The sequence below is a fragment of the Muriicola sp. Z0-33 genome (assembly GCF_026126425.1).
In the GTDB taxonomy this organism is placed as follows: domain Bacteria; phylum Bacteroidota; class Bacteroidia; order Flavobacteriales; family Flavobacteriaceae; genus JAFMPW01.
The window spans coordinates 21,697-42,278 of the sequence record NZ_JAFMPW010000020.1; the positions used below are offsets into that span (position 1 = coordinate 21,697).

A 20,582-nucleotide genomic window follows, 5' to 3' on the forward strand; every position below is an offset into this window, starting at 1 on the left:
TTTTAGGTCAGGAATGCGGCCTAAGGAAGAGAATTCCTCTAACGCCTTTTGTATCAGAAAATAATGCTCTTTTTAGGAGGGTAAAATAAAGAACAGAATGGCCTCCGGATTTATTTATTTACAGGTGGTGAGCTAATTACAAATTCTACCCTGCGGTTTAGCTGCCTGCCCTGTTCTGTATTGTTGGTTGCAATAGGCTTACTACCGCCATGGCCAGCCCAGCGAATACGTTCTTCGGCCAGTCCTATTTCCATCAGATACTTGGCAACCGCTTTACATCGGTTGGCAGACAATACTCTATTATATTCCCTGGTCCCAATGGTATCTGTATGCCCATCTATTGATATAGAGAGGGAACCATCTGTCTTTAGATAATCAGCTATGTGCCTGATGTCCTCCTTGGCAGTATCGAGCAACTCGTACTTATCAAATTCAAAAAGTACATTATTAAAAATATGTACCTCATCTAAGGCGTATGTCCTTTTATCATCGACTATCAAATCCGAAGCAGTACTTGCATCAGTCCCCAGATTGTCAATGGAGGTCAGTGAAATCATATCAACATAGTAATACGCCCCCTGTTTTGCGTACTTTTTTGTCTTGAACTTACGGGTTTTCGCATTGCTGTTAAAATTACCTATAATGAGATAATTCTCATTTCCCTTAGCCACAAACTGGGTGTTTACCAATATCCAGTCTTTTGTGTCCTTGTAAAAATTGGTATAGCCGATTTCCATAAAATTAAAGGCGTTTTCTTTGTCTTTATACCAGTGCATTTTTGACAACTCCTTTTTTATAGGTACATGAATTTGCTTTTTTGATAGTAATACCCCAAATTCTTTTACGGCATAATCCGACCGTTCGGCCAGGCTTATATAAAACGATATATTGTATTTTTTGTCCTTGATCAGAGTTTGGGTCAAGGGTACCTGAATGTACTCCCGGTAGTCGTTCGGGGCGTATAAATACATCCCGGCATATCCCTCTCCAAAATCTGCAGGTTGTTTCCCGTTAAAGTTCTCCGGGGTGCCCATGGCCTTGCTACAAGCATTGAAATAATCTGTAGAGCCTAAAGTTGGTGTAGACCAGGCCACCACATCTTTTTCAAAATTTCCAAGTTTTACCGGGCAATCCTCATACAGTTCAAAACTCGGATTCTGAATTAGATTCTGAGACACAAGAACGCCTGTACTTATAGTACAACAGACTATGGTGATATGTTTGATCAATTTTCTCAACATCGATCAATTTTCATTAACTAGCTCTAAAATACGGAATTATAGCCCATTAGAACAGCCAGACCCTGGCCTATCGGTAAGTGGAACAAAATTTAGGACGATTGGGTAAATTGCCCATATAATTAATTAGCAATGAGAAGCCTTAGGATAAATACGCCAACTTTCTTAAGTTTGGATAGATATCAAACAAAATACCATGAAACGAAACTTTCTCTCCGTAGCAACTACAATTTTCTTATTATTTTTCACCCTTTCAATTTCCGCCCAGCAAGACCAGCGAGAGTATTACCAGATAAAGACCTATACCTTTGATTCGGAAACCCAGGAAGGTGTTACCGATAATTACCTTCAAAATGCTTATTTACCGGCACTCAAGAGGCAAGGCATCTCTAATATTGGAGTATTTAAGCTACGATCCGGATACAACATAACCGCCAATAAAACTTATGTGCTTATCCCATTTTCAAATCTTGAATTATTTAATGCCGTTAGTGAAAAACTGGCAAAAGATGCCGCATATCTGGAAGCAGGCAAGGAATATCTGGAAGCTTCTCATGACAAGGCTCCCTATAGCAGGGTAAGTTCTACCTTATTGAGGGCATTTAAAGACATGCCCAAAATGAAGCCATCAGCATTAAGCGGAGAAAGGAAAGACCGGGTGTATGAGCTTCGCAGCTATGAAGGACCAAACGAAACCTATTACCAGAGAAAAGTACATATGTTTAATGAGGGAGGGGAAATAACTTTGTTTGATGACCTTGGTTTTAATGCGGTGTTTTACGGAGATGTTATATCGGGGGATAAAATGCCGAATCTAATGTACATGACCACATTTAAAGATATGGAAACCAGAAATGCCCTCTGGAAAGATTTTGTGGATGCTGACAAATGGAAAGAAATCAGTGTGCTCCCGCAGTACAAGAACACTGTATCACATGCAGATATCATGTTGTTATACCCAACAGATTATTCTGATTATTGATGATTTAGATAGCAGAATGGCTATCAAATTGAAACAAATCACGGGCTCTGTTCAAATGCCTTTGTTTGCTGTATCCAGGCGCAGGGTTTTACTTGCTTTTTTATCTATTTTCTTTTGCTGACAAGCATAGGAAGTTTTCTTGCTTATTACCTCCTTGCCATCCTGATTAAGGGTGGGTTCTTCAATACCATAACTGGTAAGTGCATAGATAACAACAACGGGTAATAGAAGTAAAATTACAGCCGTAATGTAATGACGTCTTTCGACCATTGGATGCGTTTTTAATTGATGATGGTAAAAAGGTAACTATTAATTGGAGCTCGTATTGTTTCTTTAGGAAAACTTTAATTAAAATCGGTCATAAAATATTCTTAATGAAATTGTCAGCAACCGTCCAAATAATGCTTGTAAAAATGAAAAACCCCCACGTTTACTAGTGTGAGGGCTCATTTATCTACTATTAAAGCACTTTTGTTCTGGCCGGTCCTAAAAATCGAATTTATAGGTAACTCCCCCTAAAATTTGCAATCCCTGAACCCCAAAATTAGCCCAGCGCTGGTATTGATTATTGGCAATATTACTGGCTTTGGCAAATACGGAAAGCTGTTCATTTAAACGATAACCAACATGAGCATTGGCATCAAAATAACTCTCCAAAGTAATTAGTGTAGCCAGGAATTCTGAAGGCTGAACATTCTCCGCAGCAATAGAACTAAAATCTTCCCTTTCACCTACAAAGAAAAGGTTAGCGCCCATAAACCAATGTTCATCTATTTGATAATCCATAAAAAGCGAACCTTTTAAATTTGGGAGGTTCCAGGCCGGATTATCTGTTTCTGTATCGTAGTCATATACTTCAGCATTGACACCAAAGCTAAAATTTCTGTTGACATCTATATTGAGTTCAGCAAAGAGTCCCAATGTTTTTATATCATCATAAAAAACCTCAAACGAGTTTCCATAATGGTATTGTTTCTCATCGTTCCTGAAGGTGTTGTTTGGATTGAGCTTAAACAATGGTCTGCGATTTTCAGCTGTGTAGGATCCCTTAATTTTATAACTAAGATTAGGCAGTAATTGTCCTTTTAATCCTATATACGCATCGTATTGCTGATCTGTTGGCAATATACTTAAGGTGGGGGACACATAAGGATTATCTCCAACAAACTCAAAATAGGAATTTTGTTTCAACTTACCTTCTACCCCTCCATAAGCAATGGCCACCTCATCTAATAAGCGGTAAGAAGCAGTAACCGCAGGATATATATAGAAGTCGTTATCACTGCCCTCAATATCCATTCCGTATACAAAATTGGCTCCTAAATTCAGTGTTAAATTGTCTCTCAGGATAAGTAAACTGGGAGTTATACCTATCTGCATCTGATTATAATCAATTTCCGGGCTGTTGACCGTATTGTTTACCGATGCATTTTTAAAATTTCCACCGACATAATCGAAATTAAATTTAACAGTTACCAATTCTTCCGTAAGGGGCAGCTCTATTGTGGGTTGCAGAACCACTCTGTTCTCACCAGAATCTGTTGCATCCCAAAACCTTCTAACAAGTATTTCTCCCCGTTTAAAAAAAGAATCCTCCACATTCAGATGTGCCCCTGCCTCGGCATTAAAGTAATTCTGGCGTACATCCTCAAATAAGGGAAGAAAAGATGATAGCGGATCTTGCTCCTCTATCCCATACCAATTATACAACTGGTGAGATAAACCGATATTTGCCGTCCAATCAAAGTCGCGATCCTTTTTGGAATATGAAGCACTAAGTTGCGTATTGTAAAAATCTGCATCCAGGGGGGTACTGTCTATATCTCCTCTGGAAGAATGATGTTTAAGGCCAATATCTATACGTTCATTACCCCTGTCTATATCCCTGCTTGTATAAAAATCTACCAGGGCATTATTAAAACTTCCCAGACCAACCGAAGCATAAGAATTAAATAATTTTTCCGGCTTTGCTTTCTGAACCGTCGAAGCTTTTCCTTTAGCGGGGGTGAAGGTTGAAGCTACTGGTACCGAAAAAATGCTATAATTGATCTTTTTCTTCTGGAGGACAATAGAATCGTTCAGATTTGGTACGGACTTAATCTTGAAGGCATCAGACACCGTCGGCGAATATGGCCTGACAACGGTCACGGTCTCTGTTCCTATGTCATTATCGTCCTGAGCCTGCAGCCCATAACCAAAGAGAAGAAAGGCAATTAAAAATTTGCTGTAATTTTTCATGTGTTGTTCTCTAATTAATTTCCGTTCTGATTCACGGAAGAATTACGCTCAGCTTCTTTTGCTTTAATAATGGCTAATTCTCCTTCTGCTTCCGCAACTATTTCCGGATATTGTTTAAAATTGGAAATCACGCTTTCCAGAATATATGTGGCCTGGTAGGCATCATCCAGGGCATAGTAATTTTTGGCCATGAGCACCAACCCTTTAGCACCCCACTCTTTGTAAGCGGCAAAATCTTTTGCCAATCGCTGTACAGAACCGTTAGAAGCCTCATAGTTCGCTGATGAATTCTTAAAATAAGCATCATAGTAAAGCGCTTCGGCTGCAGTGGCACCAGTGGCAATCTTCAAGACTTCAGAATAGGCCTGTTCTGCCCTGCTTTCATCGCCAGTTGCAATTGCAGATCTGGCAATCATGATCTTAGCATCACTCTTAATTCTGTTGTCTATACTTGGAGTAGCCAGTACCTTATCTGCATAGGCCAAAGTCTGGTCATAGTTCTTTTGCTCATAATAGCCTTTCATGAGGTTAGACTGCGCAAAAGTTCTGTTCTGTTGTATATCTGCCGTGGCTTCCAGGCGCTCTAAAAATGGGAGTGCTGAAATATAATCCTGTTTCCCTATATAAATCTCACAGACTCTGGTAAGCGATTGTTCGGCATACTCACTTGCACCCCGGTCTGCCACAAACTTATAGTTAACCAATGCTTTATCTTTTTCCGACCTCCCAAAATATAATTGTGCCAGGTTAAAATTAGCCTTAATGGCGTGCAAACCATTTGGAAATTGCTGTATATAGTTCTCATATCCTCTTATCGCCGCCCCTTTCTTACCTTCCAGGTTTTGTTTGTCTGCGGATTCAAAAGTGGCATTATCCAGCTCGGTATCCGTCACCTCAACAAAATCCAGATCTCTCACCCATGCGGCGTATTCGTTTACCCTGCCCATATCTACATAAATGAGTTTGGCGGTAGCCACGGCCTGAACGGCTTCCTGAGTATTGGGATGGTCTCTGACTACAGTTTTAAATTTAGCTAATGCCTGTTCATTCCTGTTGGCATTGTAGTGCACAAGGCCTTGCCGCAACATTGCCTGAGGCACCAGAGCACTTCTTTTGTATCCATTGATTAACCTGTCATAGGTCTGCAGAGCCATATTTTCCTGATTGGCCTTTACATAAGAATTCCCCAATTCGAACAAAGCGTCGTCTTTTAGGGAGGACTTTGGATAGCGCAGTACAAAGCTGTTGAGCTCTTCCATTTTTGTATCATTTTTCCCTACAAAACCATAGCTCAGTGCTTTTTGAAATGATGCATAGTCTCTTTCTGGTCCCTTGGCTTCGAGCGCTTTGTTATAAGATTCTATAGCGGGCCAGTACTTGCTGGTAACAAAGTAACTATCGCCCAGGCGAACATAAGCATCGCTTCTTTTCTCTCCACTGCTATTTGCATCGGCATAAGCTTTGTAATAGGAAATAGCATTCCCGTAATCTTTCAATTTAAAATAGGTATACCCCAGGTTATAGTCTAATTCCTGATATTCTTCAGTGGCACTTGAAATAGGATTTTGTCTGAAGGCCATATAGCTAGTCAGGGCATTGTCAAACCTGTTGAGCATATATTCTGATTCTGCATTCCAATAGCTGGCTCTAGCCTTAAAGAGGGCATCTTCAGCATTGTCTAATGACTTTTTAAAATTTTCAGCTGCAGCGGCATAATCTGTTTCAATGTAGAGTTCTACGCCCCTGTAAAAAGCCACTTTCTGATAAGTGGTTTTACTGGCATAGTTTTTATTCTCTTCGAGAAGGCGCATAGCTCCCTCAAAATTCCTTGAAGTGATATACGAATCTACCAGCAACTCCTGCATTTCCTTTGTATGCTCATCATTGGGGTATTTTTCCAGATAGGAAGAAAGTACCTGGGGAACCCCTTCGTAAGCATTCCCAATTTCATAACTAAGACGGGCATAGTTTAAATTGGCATCTTTCTGAATTTCCGGACTAAAATCCATTTGTGATGCATTCCTAAAAGCATTGAGTGCTTCCTGCTTTTTGTCTAGTTTAAGATAGCATTCTGCAAGATGATAATAGGCATTCTGAGATACACTATTTGTCCCTCCTATAATCTTATTAAATTGCTGAATGGCATTGGCAAAATCTCCTTGTTTATAATAGCAATAGCCTAAAAGATAATAGTCCGTATTGCTCCATCTTCCCCTCTTCCCTTTATATTGTTCAAGAAAAGGGATAGCATCTGCATATTGTTTTAAATTGAAATAGCTTTCACCGATAATTTTATTTAGCTCGGATATTTCCTGGCGATCCGACTTTGGGAGTTGATTTTTAGCCAGAGTGATGGCCTCTTCAAATTTGCCCAATTTAAAATTCATGTCGGCCTGGTAGTAGGAGAGTTTCTCATCTAACAACTCCTGGTCGGTAATCTGATCAAATCTTTCATTGGCACCTTCGTAATCGTCTTGTTGATAGGCAATATACCCCAGATAGTACTTGGCCTGTGATCCGTAGGTGGCAGAATTGGTTACTTTGCTAAGGTACCTTTCGGCCTCCTTTGGTTTTTTTGAAGAAAACAAAGCATAGCCCATGTTAAAATTAAATCGCTCCTTGTCCTTTCGGGCCATAGCGCTCTGATCTACTTTTTTGTACCATTTAAGGGCATAGGGATACTTTCCGTTTTCAAAATAATAATCGGCCACGTCCAGAAAGGCAGAATTCCTTTTGGTCGATGTGGGATAGCGCTCTACAAAGTCTTCCATGAGCCGATCCGCCCCAAGCTGGTTGAGCCGTACAGCGGCATTAGCCACATAATAGGCACTGTTAGCCTCAGTTTCCGGATCATTGGTACTGTTTTGGACTTTCTCAAAAATAGTCTGGGCCGCCTGGTACTGATTGTCGTTATACAGGGCCAGGGCGTCCTGATACTGTTTTTGATCGTGCGTGTAGATTTTGGTTTCCTGGGCCAGGCCAATAATGGCGGTCCCGATAAAACTCAGAAGTAGCGCGGTTTTTTTCCTTCGCATAATGTTCTCTTAGCTGTTAGAATTACCGTATTTCTATTAAAAAAAAATAAATCGGGTTCGGGTAAAGCACTTTAAAAGTCCAATTACCGAAATAAAAATCTTGCCCCGATTTAAATTCATAACGTCAAATATTGTTCCGAAGTATGCCGGACAATGGATATGCTATGATTTTTATTTATTAAAAAGACCAAAAAAAGAAGATAATGTTACAGCTTTGATCATATTGCCCGGGAACTTATTACTTTTATATCAACAAGCAGAGCTATGAGTGAAAGTATACTGACATTGAAAGAGGTTGCCATTTACCAAAAAGAAAATATGGTATTGAACGATATCAGCCTGGAGGTAAAAGAAGGAGAATTTGTTTACCTCATTGGTAAAACCGGTAGTGGGAAAAGTAGTTTTATGAAAACACTATATGCCGATCTGCCGTTAAAAGAGGGGAATGGAAGGGTTGTAGGTTTTAACCTGAAGACCATGGAAGAAAAAGAGATTCCTTTTCTTCGTCGAAAATTGGGAATTGTCTTCCAGGACTTTAAGTTACTCCCGGACCGGAATATCAATAGAAACCTCAGTTTCGTTTTAAAAGCCACCGGCTGGACAGAAACAGAAAAGATGGAGGCCAAAATAGAGGAAGTCTTAGAGAAGGTAGGCATGAAAACCAAAGGCTTTAAATTTCCTCACGAACTATCGGGAGGAGAACAGCAGCGCATCGCTATTGCTCGTGCCTTACTAAATGATCCTGAACTGATCCTTGCCGATGAACCAACAGGGAATTTAGATCCGCAAACCAGCGTGGAAGTAATGAAAGTTCTTCAGGATATTAATAAGGCCGGGAGAACCATCCTTATGGCAACACATGACTATGCCCTGCTGCTAAAATATCCTGCTAAAACCCTCAAATGTGATGGCAGCAAGGTGTTCGAGGTAATACAGAAAGCCGTCTAGGCTATGGGTCTTCAGAGGTCATTATATTTAGTCTCTGTTGAATTATTCAAAATGAGAAAACCGGCAAATAACATAGCTATTAATGCTGTTTACCAATGAGAGACCAGTTCAATAATTCTCGACGAATACATTTTTTAAGTTGCTTTAAATCGTTGTTTTCTATTGGTATTTGTACATTGATTTTAAGTTGTAATGCACCCCAACAGCCCAATGTAATCTTTATTGCCGTTGACGATCTAAGGACAGAACTAGGCATTTATGGCCATTCCCAAATGAACTCCCCCAATATGGATGCAATAGCCAGACAAGGCAGCTATTTTACACATCACTATGTACATGTACCTACATGCGGGGCCTCCAGATATGCGCTGCTTACAGGCCTGAGACCTACCTTAGGTGTACATCTAACCAATAAGGCCATTGCATCAGAATTATCTGAAAAACCAGAAGGTGCTCATCCAGAAAGTTTTATCCACAGATTAAAACAAGAAGGTTATCATACCGTTGGTATTGGTAAAATAAGTCATTCTGCGGACGGATTACTTTATGGCTATGAAGAAGCGGTTTCTGGTAAAAGAGAACTTCCGCATAGTTGGGATGAGTTGGTATTTAATTCCGGAAAGTGGCAAACCGGATGGAACGCGTTTTTTGGATATGCTAACGGGGAAAACAGGCAAAGCCTTGGCAAACAAGTAAGGCCATATGAAAAAGGAGATGTGGATGACAAGGGTTATGTAGACGGACTCACCACCGAATTGGCCATAGCCAAACTGCAAGATTTAAAAAAACAAAAGCAACCCTTCTTTCTGGGGGTGGGCTTTTTTAAACCCCATTTACCATTTAATGCACCAAAAAAATACTGGGAGCTCTATGACAGAGCCGCTTTTAGTATTTCGGCTAATCCCGGTATCCCCCAAAACATTAATGAACAGAGCCTGCACAACAGTGGGGAATTTAATCAGTACGCTCTTGGCGATGAAAAGGCCGGACTTTCAACAGCGGTTTCCGATGCCTATGCCAGAAAGCTCAGGCATGCCTACTATGCCTCAGTGAGCTATATAGATGCACAGATTGGCCGGATAAGAGAGCAGTTAAAACAGCTGAACTTAGATAAGAATACCATCATAGTAATTTGGGGCGATCACGGGTGGCACCTGGGTGATCAACAGATCTGGGGAAAACACACCTTATTTGAAAATGCCCTAAAAAGTCCGTTGATTATTTATTCTCCATACGAATCGCATCAAAATAATAAAATTGAAAGCATTGTAGAGACTGTGGATATTTATCCTACCCTGCTGGACTTATGCGGTATTAAAGCAAAACAACAATTAGACGGAGAAAGCCTAAAGCCTCTTTTGAATACAGCAGTTGTCTCTGACAATGCCACCGCTTATAGCTATTTTAAAAAAGGGATTTCTTTGCGCACTTCTAAATACCGATTAACTAAATATTACAGAAAAGAGTTGCCCAATATAGAATTGTACGATCATAGTGAAGAGGAACCGGAACGTAATAATATTGCAAAGGATTACCCGGAGGTAGTAAAAGAATTATTGCCGCTTTTGGAAAAAGGGAATACCGGATTATACGATGAAAAATAAAATTTATCCTCCTATCTTGGACAAGGGAGAAAGTCGCCAAAAGTTTTTTGTTACTTTTGCCCTCGAGTAGATTTGCAACCAACCAAAAACCAAACATGGAAATTCTTGGCATAGACATTGGCGGCTCCGGAATGAAAGGCGCTATAGTAAATATTGAAACCGGTGAAAAGGTAACTTCCAGATACCGCATTCCCACCCCAAAGTCCAGAGCTCCACAAGAGATGGCAGAAGTAGTGGCTCAGATTGTTAAATATTTTGATTATAAAGGTCCTGTAGGTTGTGGTTTCCCAACGGTAATTAAAAAAGGAGTCTGCAAGTCTTCTGGAAATCTCCATAAAGATTGGAACAATTTAAATGTGGAAACGCTTTTTGAGGAAGCTACCGGATTAGATTTTACAGTGATTAATGATGCAGATGCAGCAGGATATGCTACAATGAACTATGGAACAGGTAAAGGGATGCAGGGATTTGTTGTAATGATAACAATCGGTACAGGTTTGGGAAGTGGTGCTTTTTTAGATGGCAGATTACTGCCAAATTTTGAGTTGGGGCAAATTCCGTATAAAAATTATAAAAAAATTGAGACCTGGGCAGCCGGCTCAGCCATAGACAGGGAAGGTTTATCTTATGATAAATGGGGCAAACGTTTTAATAAATTCCTGGAATTGGTAGAACTCATTATTTCTCCGGATGCCATTATCCTGGGTGGAGGAGCTTCAAAAGACTTTGATGAGTACAAGCACCGTATCAAGGTAGAAACCCCTGTAATTCCTGCAGAATTACAAAATCATGCCGGGATAATTGGCGCGGCAACTGCCTGTGCCAAGAGAACAGAATAACCTAATCTATCTTATTTCTTTTTCTTTCTACCTCGGTAAGGAAGATTTTTCGCAAACGTAAATGTTTGGGCGTCACTTCTACATATTCATCTTTCTGAATATATTCCAATGCCTCTTCAAGTGAGAATTTTATTGCAGGTACAATTTTGGCTTTATCATCTGCTCCTGAAGACCTTACATTAGACAATTTCTTGGTTTTGGTAATATTGATGGTCATATCATCTCCCCTGGAATTCTCCCCTATCACCTGGCCTTCATAAATATCCTCGCCCGGATCTACAAAGAACTTACCTCGTTCCTGTAGTTTATCAATAGAATAAGGAATGGCTTTGCCTTTTTCCATAGATACGAGCGAACCATTTTGCCGCATAGGAATATCACCTTTCATAGGCTGATACTCTAAAAAACGGTGGGCCATAATGGCCTCTCCAGCAGTAGCAGTAAGCAATTGGTTTCGCAAGCCAATAATACCACGTGAAGGGATCATAAACTCGCATAACATTCTATTGCCCTTGGCTTCCATACTGGTCATCTCCCCTTTACGGATAGACACCATCTCAACAGCCTTTCCGGATACTTCTTCCGGTAGGTCTATGGTTAAATGTTCTACAGGTTCACATTTTACGCCATCAATGTTCTTTATAATTACCTGGGGCTGTCCAATTTGCAATTCATAACCTTCTCTCCTCATAGTTTCTATAAGTACAGAAAGATGCAATACCCCCCTGCCATAGACCATAAACTTCTCAGCACTATCTGTTTCTTCTACCCTTAGGGCCAGGTTCTTTTCCAACTCCCTTTCCAACCGTTCTTTAATGTGGCGTGAGGTTACAAACTTCCCATCCTGGCCAAAAAACGGACTGTCGTTAATAGTGAAGAGCATACTCATTGTAGGCTCATCAATTGCAATAGTTTGCAAGCCTTCCGGGTTTTCCAGATCAGCGATGGTATCTCCAATCTCAAAACCTTCTAGACCAACAATTGCGCATATATCTCCTGTGGCTACTTCGGTTACTTTCTTTCGGCCCATACCTTCGAAGGTAAAGAGCTCTTTAATCTTTGTTTTTACAATGCTCCCGTCTCTTTTCACCAAGGAAACCTGCTGGCCATCTTTAAGTTGACCTCGTTTTAGCCTTCCGATGGCAATTCTTCCTGTAAAAGAAGAATAATCCAGCGAAGTGATAAGCATTTGAGTAGTACCTTCCTCAGGCACAAAGCTAGGAATGTGTTCTACCACCATTTCTAAAAGTGGCTCTATAGAAGTTGTTTGTTGTTGCCAATCTTCACTCATCCAGTTGTGCTTGGCAGAGCCGTAAACCACCGGGAAATCTAATTGCCATTCTTCAGCACCTAATTCGAACATCAGATCAAATACTTTTTCATGTACCTCTTCTGGCGTGCAATTTTCTTTATCCACCTTATTGATCACCACACAGGGTTTAAGGCCAAGATCTATTGCTTTTTGCAGTACAAACCTGGTTTGAGGCATAGGTCCTTCAAAAGCATCCACCAGCAATAAAACCCCATCTGCCATATTTAATACCCGCTCTACTTCACCTCCGAAATCGGCATGGCCAGGAGTATCTATAATGTTGATTTTGGTGTCTTTGTAATTAACAGATACATTCTTGGAAACAATGGTAATTCCCCTTTCGCGTTCCAGATCATTGTTGTCCAGAATGAGTTCACCCGTCTTTTCGTTTTCCCTGAAAAGTTGGCAAAAATGAAGGATCTTGTCTACCAGTGTAGTTTTACCATGATCTACGTGAGCAATTATCGCAATATTCTTTGTTCCTGACATAACTGTGTTTTCAGCGGGCAAAGATACTGCTATTTTTCTCCTTCACAGCCAAAGTTATGTTATTTTTATATTGTTGATTCTGAGGCATTTTCATTGCAGCCAAATCCTCATAAAAACCAGTATCTTTACCAAAATTTTAGTGATGGATTTAGCACTTATTCCTCAAATAAAACATCCTGATAGTGATAACTTTTTTCTGCTTTCAGGACCTTGTGCCATAGAAGGCGAAGATATGGCCTTACGTATTGCCGAAAAGATAGTTGCCGTTACCGATAGATTAAAAATTCCATATGTATTCAAAGGCAGCTTTAAGAAAGCCAATCGGAGCCGGGTAGATTCTTTTACTGGTATCGGTGATGAAAAAGCGCTAAAAATCCTTAGAAAAGTTTCTGAAACCTTCAAAGTGCCTACTATCACAGACATCCATACGGAAGAAGATGCAGCAATGGCAGCAGCCTACGTAGACGTGCTGCAGATCCCTGCATTTTTAGCCCGGCAGACAGACTTGCTGGTAGCGGCAGCCAAAACAGGCAAAGTGGTGAATATCAAAAAGGGGCAGTTTATGAGCCCGGAAAGCATGAAACATGCTGTGAATAAGATCATAGATTCTGGGAATAAGCAGGTGTGGATCACAGACCGGGGAACCATGTTTGGCTACCAGGATATGGTGGTAGATTTCAGGGGTATTCCTACTATGAAGCAATACGCCCCGGTAGTACTGGATGTAACCCATTCTCTCCAGCAACCCAATCAGGCCTCAGGGGTTACAGGCGGACGCCCGGAACTAATTAGCACTATGGCCCGTGCAGGTATTGCCGCAGGGGTTGATGGCTTATTTATGGAAACCCATTTCGACCCAGCCAATGCCAAGAGTGATGGGGCTAATATGCTGCACCTGGATCACCTGGAAAAATTACTAACCAACCTGGTTACGCTTCGCAGTACTGTAAATGGCCTCATTTAATCAATGAGCACCTCCTAACAAATTACCAATTGCTTTGTTGTCTGCTGTTAGGAGTAAAACTTCTTGTCTTTTACACTAAAGGCGTCCTGAAGTACTTCCACCAGGATATCATGGTTAATTTCTTCAAGGGAAGAATAACGCAATGATTTCATCATTTTACGCCCTGCGGTGGTCATAAATTCAGGGTGAGCCGTTAAATGTGCCGCTTTCCAAAAACCGAGATCTACATAATCCCGGGCCTGGTTCAGATAGCAGAATGGCTTGCCATCCAGGTAGTAGAATGGCACCTTATATTTGTATTTTAAATCCAGGCCGGGCACAGTTTGCTCTATCACCGTTTGCAAATGCAGTAAAATACCTCTGAAAGGTTCGGGTTGTCGTAGTATGTATTCTTCAGCAGGATTCATATCTTTATAGGAACTATGAAAAGAATCTGCAAGGTATTATTTTTTATGTTTTTCTTCTTTGCCGCTGCCGTATTTTCACAAAATTATACGGAGGTGGATAACAAGGTGAAGGCCTATCCGAAATTTGCTAATGTATCGGCCTTGGGTTATCGTATAATGAACGATTTTGATGATGATACAGAGAGAGTAAGGGCTGCTTTTAGCTGGATAACGAATAATATGATCTACCAAAGAACCCTGGACGACATTTTTCAATCCTCTCAAAAGATCACATTTACTTCGGAAGCCGGGCGCGAATACCAAATGAGGAAGTTGGTACTGAAAAGGATTAACCATGCGTTTAAAAAGAAAAAAGGAGTATGTATAGATTACTCTTTAATTCTTCACGAATTATGCCGACAGTTTGGCCTGAAAAGAAAAGTAATATTAGGAATCGCTAAGACAGATATCGGTAATATTGATCAAAAAGATCTCTATAAAAACCACAGCTGGAATGCCGTTAAAATAGAAGGGCAATGGCGATTAATGGATCCTACCTGGGCTTCCGGATACATAGATATAAAGAGCAATAAGTTTGTTAGGAATTTTTTGGACCATTACTTTTTTACCGAACCTGCCGAATTTGTAAAACACCACCTGCCTTCTAAACCAGAATGGCAATTATTAAAAGAACCCATCAGTGCCAAAACCTTTTTTAATGCCCCTATTTTTCTGCCGGATTATTTTAAAACTGGGATAGCTCTATCGTCCGCTACCAGCGGAATTCTAAAATCGTCCAAAAAGAGTAAGAACATCATACATTTTGACGAATTACCCCGCTATCATTTAATGTTCTATTCTATCAACGGCTCAGCCGATCTTAAAAAACTGAACTTCAAAAAAGTAGATAAAAGTGCGTATATCTCAAAGATCAGACTTAGGCGAAAACTCAAAAAGAACAGCAATTACCTTACTATATTTCACAAATCCAAGGCTATCCTAAACTTTAAAATTGAATAATAATCCATAACTATAAAGATTAACCCAAAACCCTTCAAATGAAAAAATTACTATTGCTAAGTCTTAGTTTATTTGTATTTAGCGCCCTGCAAGGGCAGAGTCATTCACATGGCGGAGCCCAGCCAATTACCTATCCGGACATTCCGGGTTACAAAACCCTCAAGGCAGATTTACACATTCATTCGGTGTTTTCTGATGGTAATGTCTGGCCCACTATAAGGGTGCAGGAAGCCCTTAGAGAAGATCTTGACGCCATTTCACTCACAGAGCATCTTGAATACCAACCCCACCTGGATGATATTCCCCATCCAGACAGGAACAGGGCCTACAATCTGGCAATGGAGGAAGCAAAAGAGCACGAACTGATCATTGTACACGGTTCGGAAATTACGCGCTCCGCACCCGAAGGTCATAGCAATGCAGTTTTTATCACGGATGCCAATTTATTATTGAACGATAAGGCTGAGGATGCTTTTGCTGCTGCCAAAGCTCAAAATGCCTTTGTCTTCTGGAACCACCCCGCATGGTACGCCCAAAGCCCGGAAGGGAATCCGATATTGAGCGACTTTCAAAAAGAGCGAATTAAAAATGGGGAACTTCACGGAATAGAGGTGATCAACTCTGTAGACTATGCTGAAGAATCCCTTGCGCTGGCTCTGGAACAGAACCTGACTATCATGGGCACCAGTGATGTGCATGGACTCATTGACTGGGATTATACGGAAAAAGGGAAGCACCGCCCAATTACCCTGGTATTTGCAAAAGACAAGAGTACAGCAAGTTTGCAGGAAGCCCTGTTTGCGGGCAGAACCGTTGCTGCCTATAACTCTATTTTGGTTGGGAGAGCAGAATATCTGAAACCCTTAATTAAGTCTAGTATAATTGTAGAAAAAGCCACCTATATTCCCAAAACCACTATATTGAAAATAGAGTTGAAGAATGTTTCGAGTGGCAATTTGCTCTTTGAAAACCAAATGCCATATACTTTTTACAGTAATTCGCCTGTTTTTGAGATCCCCGCTGGCGGCAGCTACACCCTAAATGTAAAAACCCTTGAGATCAAAGATGGCATTGAACTAAAACTAAAGGCCCTTAAAGCCTATTCTGCTCCAAAAGAACAAGCGGTGATTAGCTGGGATATTGCAGTAGAGTAATCAGCTCATCCGGAAGATATTTATATAAAGGGTATTGCCACTATGGAAATGCCCTTTTTTTAAGGCGCTATTCTATTAATTGGCATGATGACTTTTGTTTTCCAATTGCTGTAACCCTGTTCGGATATCATCGTCCTATTTACATTATCACATTCCTGTTAATAGTATATTTTTCACTATTTTCAGCGCTTCATAATTAAAAATCGATCTTAAAACTACACAGCATGAAAAAAATCACATTCTTAATTATTGTTTTTGCTTTTATCTTCCAGGGAAATGCCCAGATCAATGCCAAGCTCATGAAATTCATGGATATTTCGGCCAATCAGATCGCATTTGTCTACGGCGGGGACATTTGGATAGTATCCAAAACCGGAGGTACAGCAATACAACTTACCCACTCACCAGGCGAAGAATCCTGGCCGCGAATTTCACCAGATGGCACTGAAATAGCCTATACCGCAAGCTACAGGGGCAATTCTGATGTTTATGTGGTACCTATTAAAGGTGGAGTACCCAAACGAGTAACCTATGTGTCTTATGCAGACAGAATGGTAGAGTGGCACCCGGATGGCCAACAATTACTTATAGCTTCCAGGAGAGAAACCATTACTCCCAGAGTAAACCAGTTTTATATGGTGAGTAAAAATGGTGGCTTTGCCAAAAAATTGGCGGTGCCCTATGGAGAATTGGCCAGCTTTTCTGAAGATGGCAGCCAACTGGCCTACATTACCAAAATAACCGAAAACTATCCGTTTAAAAGGTATAGGGGCGGACTAACTTCGGACATTATTATCTATAATCTGAAGACCAACACGGCCGAGAATATTACCAATAATACGGCCAATGACGGGAAACCAGCCTGGGCTGGGAACAAGATATATTTCCTATCAGACCAGGGCAGTGCGTTAAGAAGTAATATTTGGTCCTATGATACCACAAGCAAACAAACTTCCCAGGTGACCAGTTTTACCGACTTTGATATTTCTTACCTCTCTGCCGGGCCAAATGACCTGGTCTTTGAAAATGGTGGAAAGTTATATACGATGGATTTGTCTACCGAGCAGTACAATGAAGTTTCGGTAAACATTATCAGCGACCTCAGCGTAGAAATGACAAAAATGCAAAAGGTAGACAAAGCGATCAGAAATATGTCTCCTTCCCCTTCCGGGAAAAGGGTTGTTTTTGAAGCAAGAGGAGAGTTATTCAACGTACCGGTGAAGGAAGGTTTTGTGCAAAACATTACAAGATCCAGCGGGGCTTTTGACCATGACCCCTCCTGGTCTCCGGATGGGAATCATGTTGCATATTGGAGTGATACCTCCGGGGAATATGAGATATACCTGCAAAACACCAGAAAGGATTCCAGAGCAGTGAAGCTTACAAGTCGTGGCAACGGTTATGGCTACGCCCTTTACTGGTCTCCGGACAGTAAAAAAATTGCATTTATAGATGAGAAAAACGATATCAGTATCATAGATGTAATAAGCGGAGAATTAGTCAAAGCAGATAATTACAACTGGAATTACGGGCACAATGGAAGGTATTCTTACCCTATCAGCTGGTCTCCGGATTCTAAATATATCACTTATACCACCGGACAGGAAAATTCTAATGATGCCATATTTATCTATAGTCTGGACAGCAAGAAAACGCAAAAGGTAACCAGTGGCTTTTATTCGGACTCTGGCCCGATATTTAGCGCGGACGGCAAATACCTCTTCTTCCTGACAGATAGAAACCTGCAGCCGCAGTATAGCGATTTAGGTGATGGTACCTGGATATATCCCAACAGTACCCACCTGGCAGCAATTAGTTTAACCAAAGACGCTGACTACCTTTTAAAACCCAAGAACGATGCAATAGCTCCTGAAAAAAAAGAAGAGGATAAAAAGGCAGATGCTGGTAAGAAATCCAAAGAAAAGGACAAGGATAAGAAAGAGGAAAAAAAGGAAGTAACGGTTAAAATAGACTGGGACAATATGGAGAGCAGGGTAGTAATACTTCCTCCCAAACCGGGGAATATTGGAAGTCTCATGGCTTTTGAAAATAAAATTGTCTACAGGAGATTTCCAAATACCGGGGCTGCCAATGGCAAACCCGCTCTAATGTTCTACGACTTAAAAGAGCGTGAAGAAAAAAACATTATGACTGGGGTACAAAGTGCTGTGGCCACTGCCGATGATAAGAGTATTTTAGTAAGCAGTAACGGCAAATACGGCTTTATTAAGCCAGATGCTGATCAGAAGATAAAAGACCCTATCCCTACCGGCGATTTGGTAATGCAGCTTAACCCCAGGGAAGAATGGACACAGATCTTTAATGACACCTGGAGAAGACACAGAGATTTTTTCTATGATGAAGATATGCATCAGGTAGACTGGGATGGACTAAAAGCAAGATACGGGGGGCTAATAAAAGATGCCAGAACCCGCTGGGATATCAGCACCATCCAATCTAACCTGGCAGCAGAGCTCAGTGCAGGCCATACCTATACTTTTGGTGGGGATACAGAACGTGCCCCTAATATTAGAACCGGCTTTTTAGGGATAGACTGGGAGCTCAACAATAACAAATACCGCATTAAAAGAATCGTAAAGCCAGCGGCCTGGGATACTGAAATAAGATCTCCCTTTGACCATTCCGGGGTTGGGGTAAAAGAAGGCGATTATATTCATGCAGTAAATGGTGTGGCGGTAAAAGCCGATAAAGATCCCTATGCTGCTTTTGAAGGTTTAAATGGGAAAACGGTGGAGCTTAAAATAAGCAGTAGTGGAAATCTGGCAGATGCCAAAAAGGTATTGGTAAAATGTCTTAATCAGGGAGATGAACAAACCTTGAGGTATTTAGAATGGATAGAACATAACCGTAAAATGGTAGATAAACTATCTGATGGAAAACTTGGTTATGTATATATGTCTAATACTGGGAACAGAGGGCAATTGGAGTTGGTAAAAATGTACTACGGCCAGTTAGACAAGAAAGGGTTTATCATTGATGAGCGTTTTAATGGCGGCGGACAATTGGCAGACAGATTCCTGGAGTTATTGCAGCGGCCAGTAGTATATAATCTGTATTGGAGACATGGGAAGAGCCATACCTGGCCAGTAAAGGCCAATACAGGTCCTATGGGGATGTTGATTAATGGTTGGGCAGGATCTGGAGGAGACGGCCTTCCATGGGCATTCCAGGAACTCAAAGCGGGGCCTATTGTGGGCGAGCGTACTTTGGGAATCCTTGTGGGGCCAGCCACCGGACATCGATTAATAGATGGCGGGGGAATTACCGTACCAGGTGCCCGTTTATACGACAATGATGGACATTGGTTCTGGGAAGGGGAAGGAGTTGCTCCGGACTTTAAAGTTTGGGACGATCCTAATATGCTTGTGAAAGGAAGAGATCCTCAGATGGAAAAAGTAGTGGAAGAGGTATTGAAGAATTTGGAGCGCAATCCGCCCAGTAAAACACCTCCTCCGGCTAAAGAAGACAGAACTGCCAGCGGCATGAATGGTAATTAATACTAGATGTGCTAGATAAAAAAACCTCCACCAGAACTGGTGGAGGTTTTTTATTGTTTACTTCCCATCCACGTAATCCTGCAAATAGGCATATCGCGGAGTAAGCAGGCCGTCTTTAGTATTATACGTTCTGCTACAGCTTTATGAGATTGCCACGTCGCCCACCAAGTGTGGTCTCCTCACAATGACAAGTGCAGCAGATGATTTGCAACTAAGAGTTCGTCATTGCGAGGCACGAAAGTGCCGAAGCAATCACATTAAGCTGCCATAATTTGCCATCCGAAACAATCCGGCAAAACAGCACAAAGTAATAACAAATCACACTCATTAATTTTGGACATTGCCTGCAATGTGATTGAGGTGTGTTATTGTATTTTCCACCTGTGAAAAATTACCGTTCAAAAAGTTATGTCTATATCATGACCAATAATCGGAATTCCGTGGTGTATATAGGCGTAACTTCAAACCTGGTCAGAAGGATATGGCAACATAAAAACAAGATTTTAAAGGGTTTTACATCGAGGTACAATTGCTACAAATTAGTGTATTATGAATCCTTTGATCATATCCTGGACGCTATTAATAGGGAGAAACAACTTAAGGCTGGCAATCGCAAACGAAAACTTGATTTGGTGAATAGTTTGAACCCAAAATGGTACGACCTTTCTGAGGGGTGGATAGAATGAGAGGCCGCTGAATGTATTACATTGTTTGGTAGTTTTACGGGATTTAGGACGTACACCTTCTGTAGTAGCTTTACGGGATTGCTTCGGCACGCCGTTGGCGTGACTCGCAATGACGATTCAATTCATGTTCATCACCCGTCATTGCGAGGCACGAAAGTGCCGAAGCAAT

At 41.1% G+C, this 20,582-nt stretch carries 15 protein-coding genes; 9 read left to right on the forward strand and 6 right to left on the reverse strand.

The genetic code is table 11. The features are described from left to right. Positions 1 to 110: 110 nt before the first annotated feature. Positions 111 to 1,241 carry an OmpA family protein gene (locus tag J1G40_RS17495; protein WP_265243959.1) on the reverse strand — a complete coding sequence of 377 codons (1,131 nt, stop codon included), beginning with the start codon at positions 1,239 to 1,241 and terminating at the stop codon, positions 111 to 113. Between the two features lie 193 nt (positions 1,242 to 1,434). Between J1G40_RS17495 and J1G40_RS17500 the strand changes: the two genes are divergently transcribed. Beyond that, positions 1,435 to 2,220 (forward strand): NIPSNAP family protein, encoded by a 786-nt coding sequence (locus J1G40_RS17500; RefSeq protein ID WP_265243960.1) that lies wholly within the window; start codon positions 1,435 to 1,437, stop codon positions 2,218 to 2,220. A 51-nt stretch (positions 2,221 to 2,271) separates the two neighbouring features. Here J1G40_RS17500 and J1G40_RS17505 read toward each other — a convergent pair whose 3' ends face one another. From J1G40_RS17505 to J1G40_RS17515, 3 genes are all read right to left on the reverse strand, one after another. Next, positions 2,272 to 2,490, reverse strand: coding sequence for a hypothetical protein (locus J1G40_RS17505; RefSeq protein WP_265243961.1), 219 nt, complete (start codon positions 2,488 to 2,490; stop codon positions 2,272 to 2,274). 216 nt (positions 2,491 to 2,706) lie between these two features. Continuing rightward, positions 2,707 to 4,458, reverse strand: coding sequence for a TonB-dependent receptor (locus J1G40_RS17510; RefSeq protein ID WP_265243962.1), 1,752 nt, complete (start codon positions 4,456 to 4,458; stop codon positions 2,707 to 2,709). A gap of 14 nt (positions 4,459 to 4,472) precedes the next feature. Further along, complete coding sequence (locus J1G40_RS17515) at positions 4,473 to 7,493, reverse strand: tetratricopeptide repeat protein (RefSeq protein ID WP_265243963.1); 3,021 nt, start codon at positions 7,491 to 7,493, stop codon at positions 4,473 to 4,475. 264 nt (positions 7,494 to 7,757) lie between these two features. On the opposite strand from J1G40_RS17515, the gene J1G40_RS17520 reads away from it, so the two are divergent. The 3 genes from J1G40_RS17520 (at position 7,758) to ppgK (ending at position 10,884) form a co-directional block, all read left to right on the forward strand. Next, the gene (locus J1G40_RS17520; protein WP_265243964.1) at positions 7,758 to 8,441 is read left to right on the forward strand and encodes a cell division ATP-binding protein FtsE; all 684 of its coding nucleotides are present in this window, start codon (positions 7,758 to 7,760) and stop codon (positions 8,439 to 8,441) included. Positions 8,442 to 8,617: 176 nt separating this feature from the next. Then, entirely contained in the window at positions 8,618 to 10,045 is a 1,428-nt protein-coding gene (locus tag J1G40_RS17525; protein ID WP_265243965.1) for a sulfatase, read from the forward strand. Between the two features lie 95 nt (positions 10,046 to 10,140). Next, the gene (gene ppgK / locus J1G40_RS17530) at positions 10,141 to 10,884 is read left to right on the forward strand and encodes a polyphosphate--glucose phosphotransferase (protein WP_265243966.1); all 744 of its coding nucleotides are present in this window, start codon (positions 10,141 to 10,143) and stop codon (positions 10,882 to 10,884) included. Position 10,885: 1 nt separating this feature from the next. Here ppgK and typA read toward each other — a convergent pair whose 3' ends face one another. Then, positions 10,886 to 12,685 carry a translational GTPase TypA gene (typA, locus tag J1G40_RS17535; RefSeq protein ID WP_265243967.1) on the reverse strand — a complete coding sequence of 600 codons (1,800 nt, stop codon included), beginning with the start codon at positions 12,683 to 12,685 and terminating at the stop codon, positions 10,886 to 10,888. 142 nt (positions 12,686 to 12,827) lie between these two features. Here typA and kdsA point away from each other — a divergent pair, with 142 nt between their 5' ends. Beyond that, a complete protein-coding gene (kdsA, locus tag J1G40_RS17540; RefSeq protein ID WP_265243968.1) occupies positions 12,828 to 13,649 on the forward strand; it encodes a 3-deoxy-8-phosphooctulonate synthase in 822 nt (273 codons plus the stop codon). 47 nt (positions 13,650 to 13,696) lie between these two features. Here kdsA and J1G40_RS17545 read toward each other — a convergent pair whose 3' ends face one another. Further along, positions 13,697 to 14,056: a DUF1801 domain-containing protein gene (locus J1G40_RS17545; RefSeq protein ID WP_265243969.1), complete on the reverse strand. Its 360-nt coding sequence runs from the start codon at positions 14,054 to 14,056 to the stop codon at positions 13,697 to 13,699. Positions 14,057 to 14,071: 15 nt separating this feature from the next. Between J1G40_RS17545 and J1G40_RS17550 the strand changes: the two genes are divergently transcribed. The 4 genes from J1G40_RS17550 (at position 14,072) to J1G40_RS17565 (ending at position 20,413) form a co-directional block, all read left to right on the forward strand. Then, positions 14,072 to 15,055: a transglutaminase domain-containing protein gene (locus tag J1G40_RS17550; protein ID WP_265243970.1), complete on the forward strand. Its 984-nt coding sequence runs from the start codon at positions 14,072 to 14,074 to the stop codon at positions 15,053 to 15,055. Between the two features lie 38 nt (positions 15,056 to 15,093). Beyond that, positions 15,094 to 16,209: an Sb-PDE family phosphodiesterase gene (locus tag J1G40_RS17555; protein ID WP_265243971.1), complete on the forward strand. Its 1,116-nt coding sequence runs from the start codon at positions 15,094 to 15,096 to the stop codon at positions 16,207 to 16,209. Positions 16,210 to 16,433: 224 nt separating this feature from the next. Continuing rightward, positions 16,434 to 19,727 (forward strand): S41 family peptidase, encoded by a 3,294-nt coding sequence (locus tag J1G40_RS17560; RefSeq protein ID WP_265243972.1) that lies wholly within the window; start codon positions 16,434 to 16,436, stop codon positions 19,725 to 19,727. Between the two features lie 383 nt (positions 19,728 to 20,110). Next, entirely contained in the window at positions 20,111 to 20,413 is a 303-nt protein-coding gene (locus J1G40_RS17565; RefSeq protein ID WP_265243973.1) for a GIY-YIG nuclease family protein, read from the forward strand. Positions 20,414 to 20,582: the final 169 nt, after the last annotated feature.

Bases quoted from the DNA above. Each gene is read 5' to 3' on its own strand.
- J1G40_RS17495 (WP_265243959.1), bottom strand. From the start codon at position 1,241: ATGTTGAGAAAATTGATCAAACATATCACCATAGTCTGTTGTACTATA.
- J1G40_RS17555 (WP_265243971.1), top strand. From the start codon at position 15,094: ATGAAAAAATTACTATTGCTAAGTCTTAGTTTATTTGTATTTAGCGCC.
- J1G40_RS17500 (WP_265243960.1), top strand. From the start codon at position 1,435: ATGAAACGAAACTTTCTCTCCGTAGCAACTACAATTTTCTTATTATTT.
- J1G40_RS17560 (WP_265243972.1), top strand. From the start codon at position 16,434: ATGAAAAAAATCACATTCTTAATTATTGTTTTTGCTTTTATCTTCCAG.
- J1G40_RS17550 (WP_265243970.1), top strand. From the start codon at position 14,072: ATGAAAAGAATCTGCAAGGTATTATTTTTTATGTTTTTCTTCTTTGCC.
- J1G40_RS17520 (WP_265243964.1), top strand. From the start codon at position 7,758: ATGAGTGAAAGTATACTGACATTGAAAGAGGTTGCCATTTACCAAAAA.
- typA (WP_265243967.1), bottom strand. From the start codon at position 12,685: ATGTCAGGAACAAAGAATATTGCGATAATTGCTCACGTAGATCATGGT.
- J1G40_RS17515 (WP_265243963.1), bottom strand. From the start codon at position 7,493: ATGCGAAGGAAAAAAACCGCGCTACTTCTGAGTTTTATCGGGACCGCC.
- J1G40_RS17545 (WP_265243969.1), bottom strand. From the start codon at position 14,056: ATGAATCCTGCTGAAGAATACATACTACGACAACCCGAACCTTTCAGA.
- J1G40_RS17505 (WP_265243961.1), bottom strand. From the start codon at position 2,490: ATGGTCGAAAGACGTCATTACATTACGGCTGTAATTTTACTTCTATTA.
- ppgK (WP_265243966.1), top strand. From the start codon at position 10,141: ATGGAAATTCTTGGCATAGACATTGGCGGCTCCGGAATGAAAGGCGCT.
- J1G40_RS17510 (WP_265243962.1), bottom strand. From the start codon at position 4,458: ATGAAAAATTACAGCAAATTTTTAATTGCCTTTCTTCTCTTTGGTTAT.
- kdsA (WP_265243968.1), top strand. From the start codon at position 12,828: ATGGATTTAGCACTTATTCCTCAAATAAAACATCCTGATAGTGATAAC.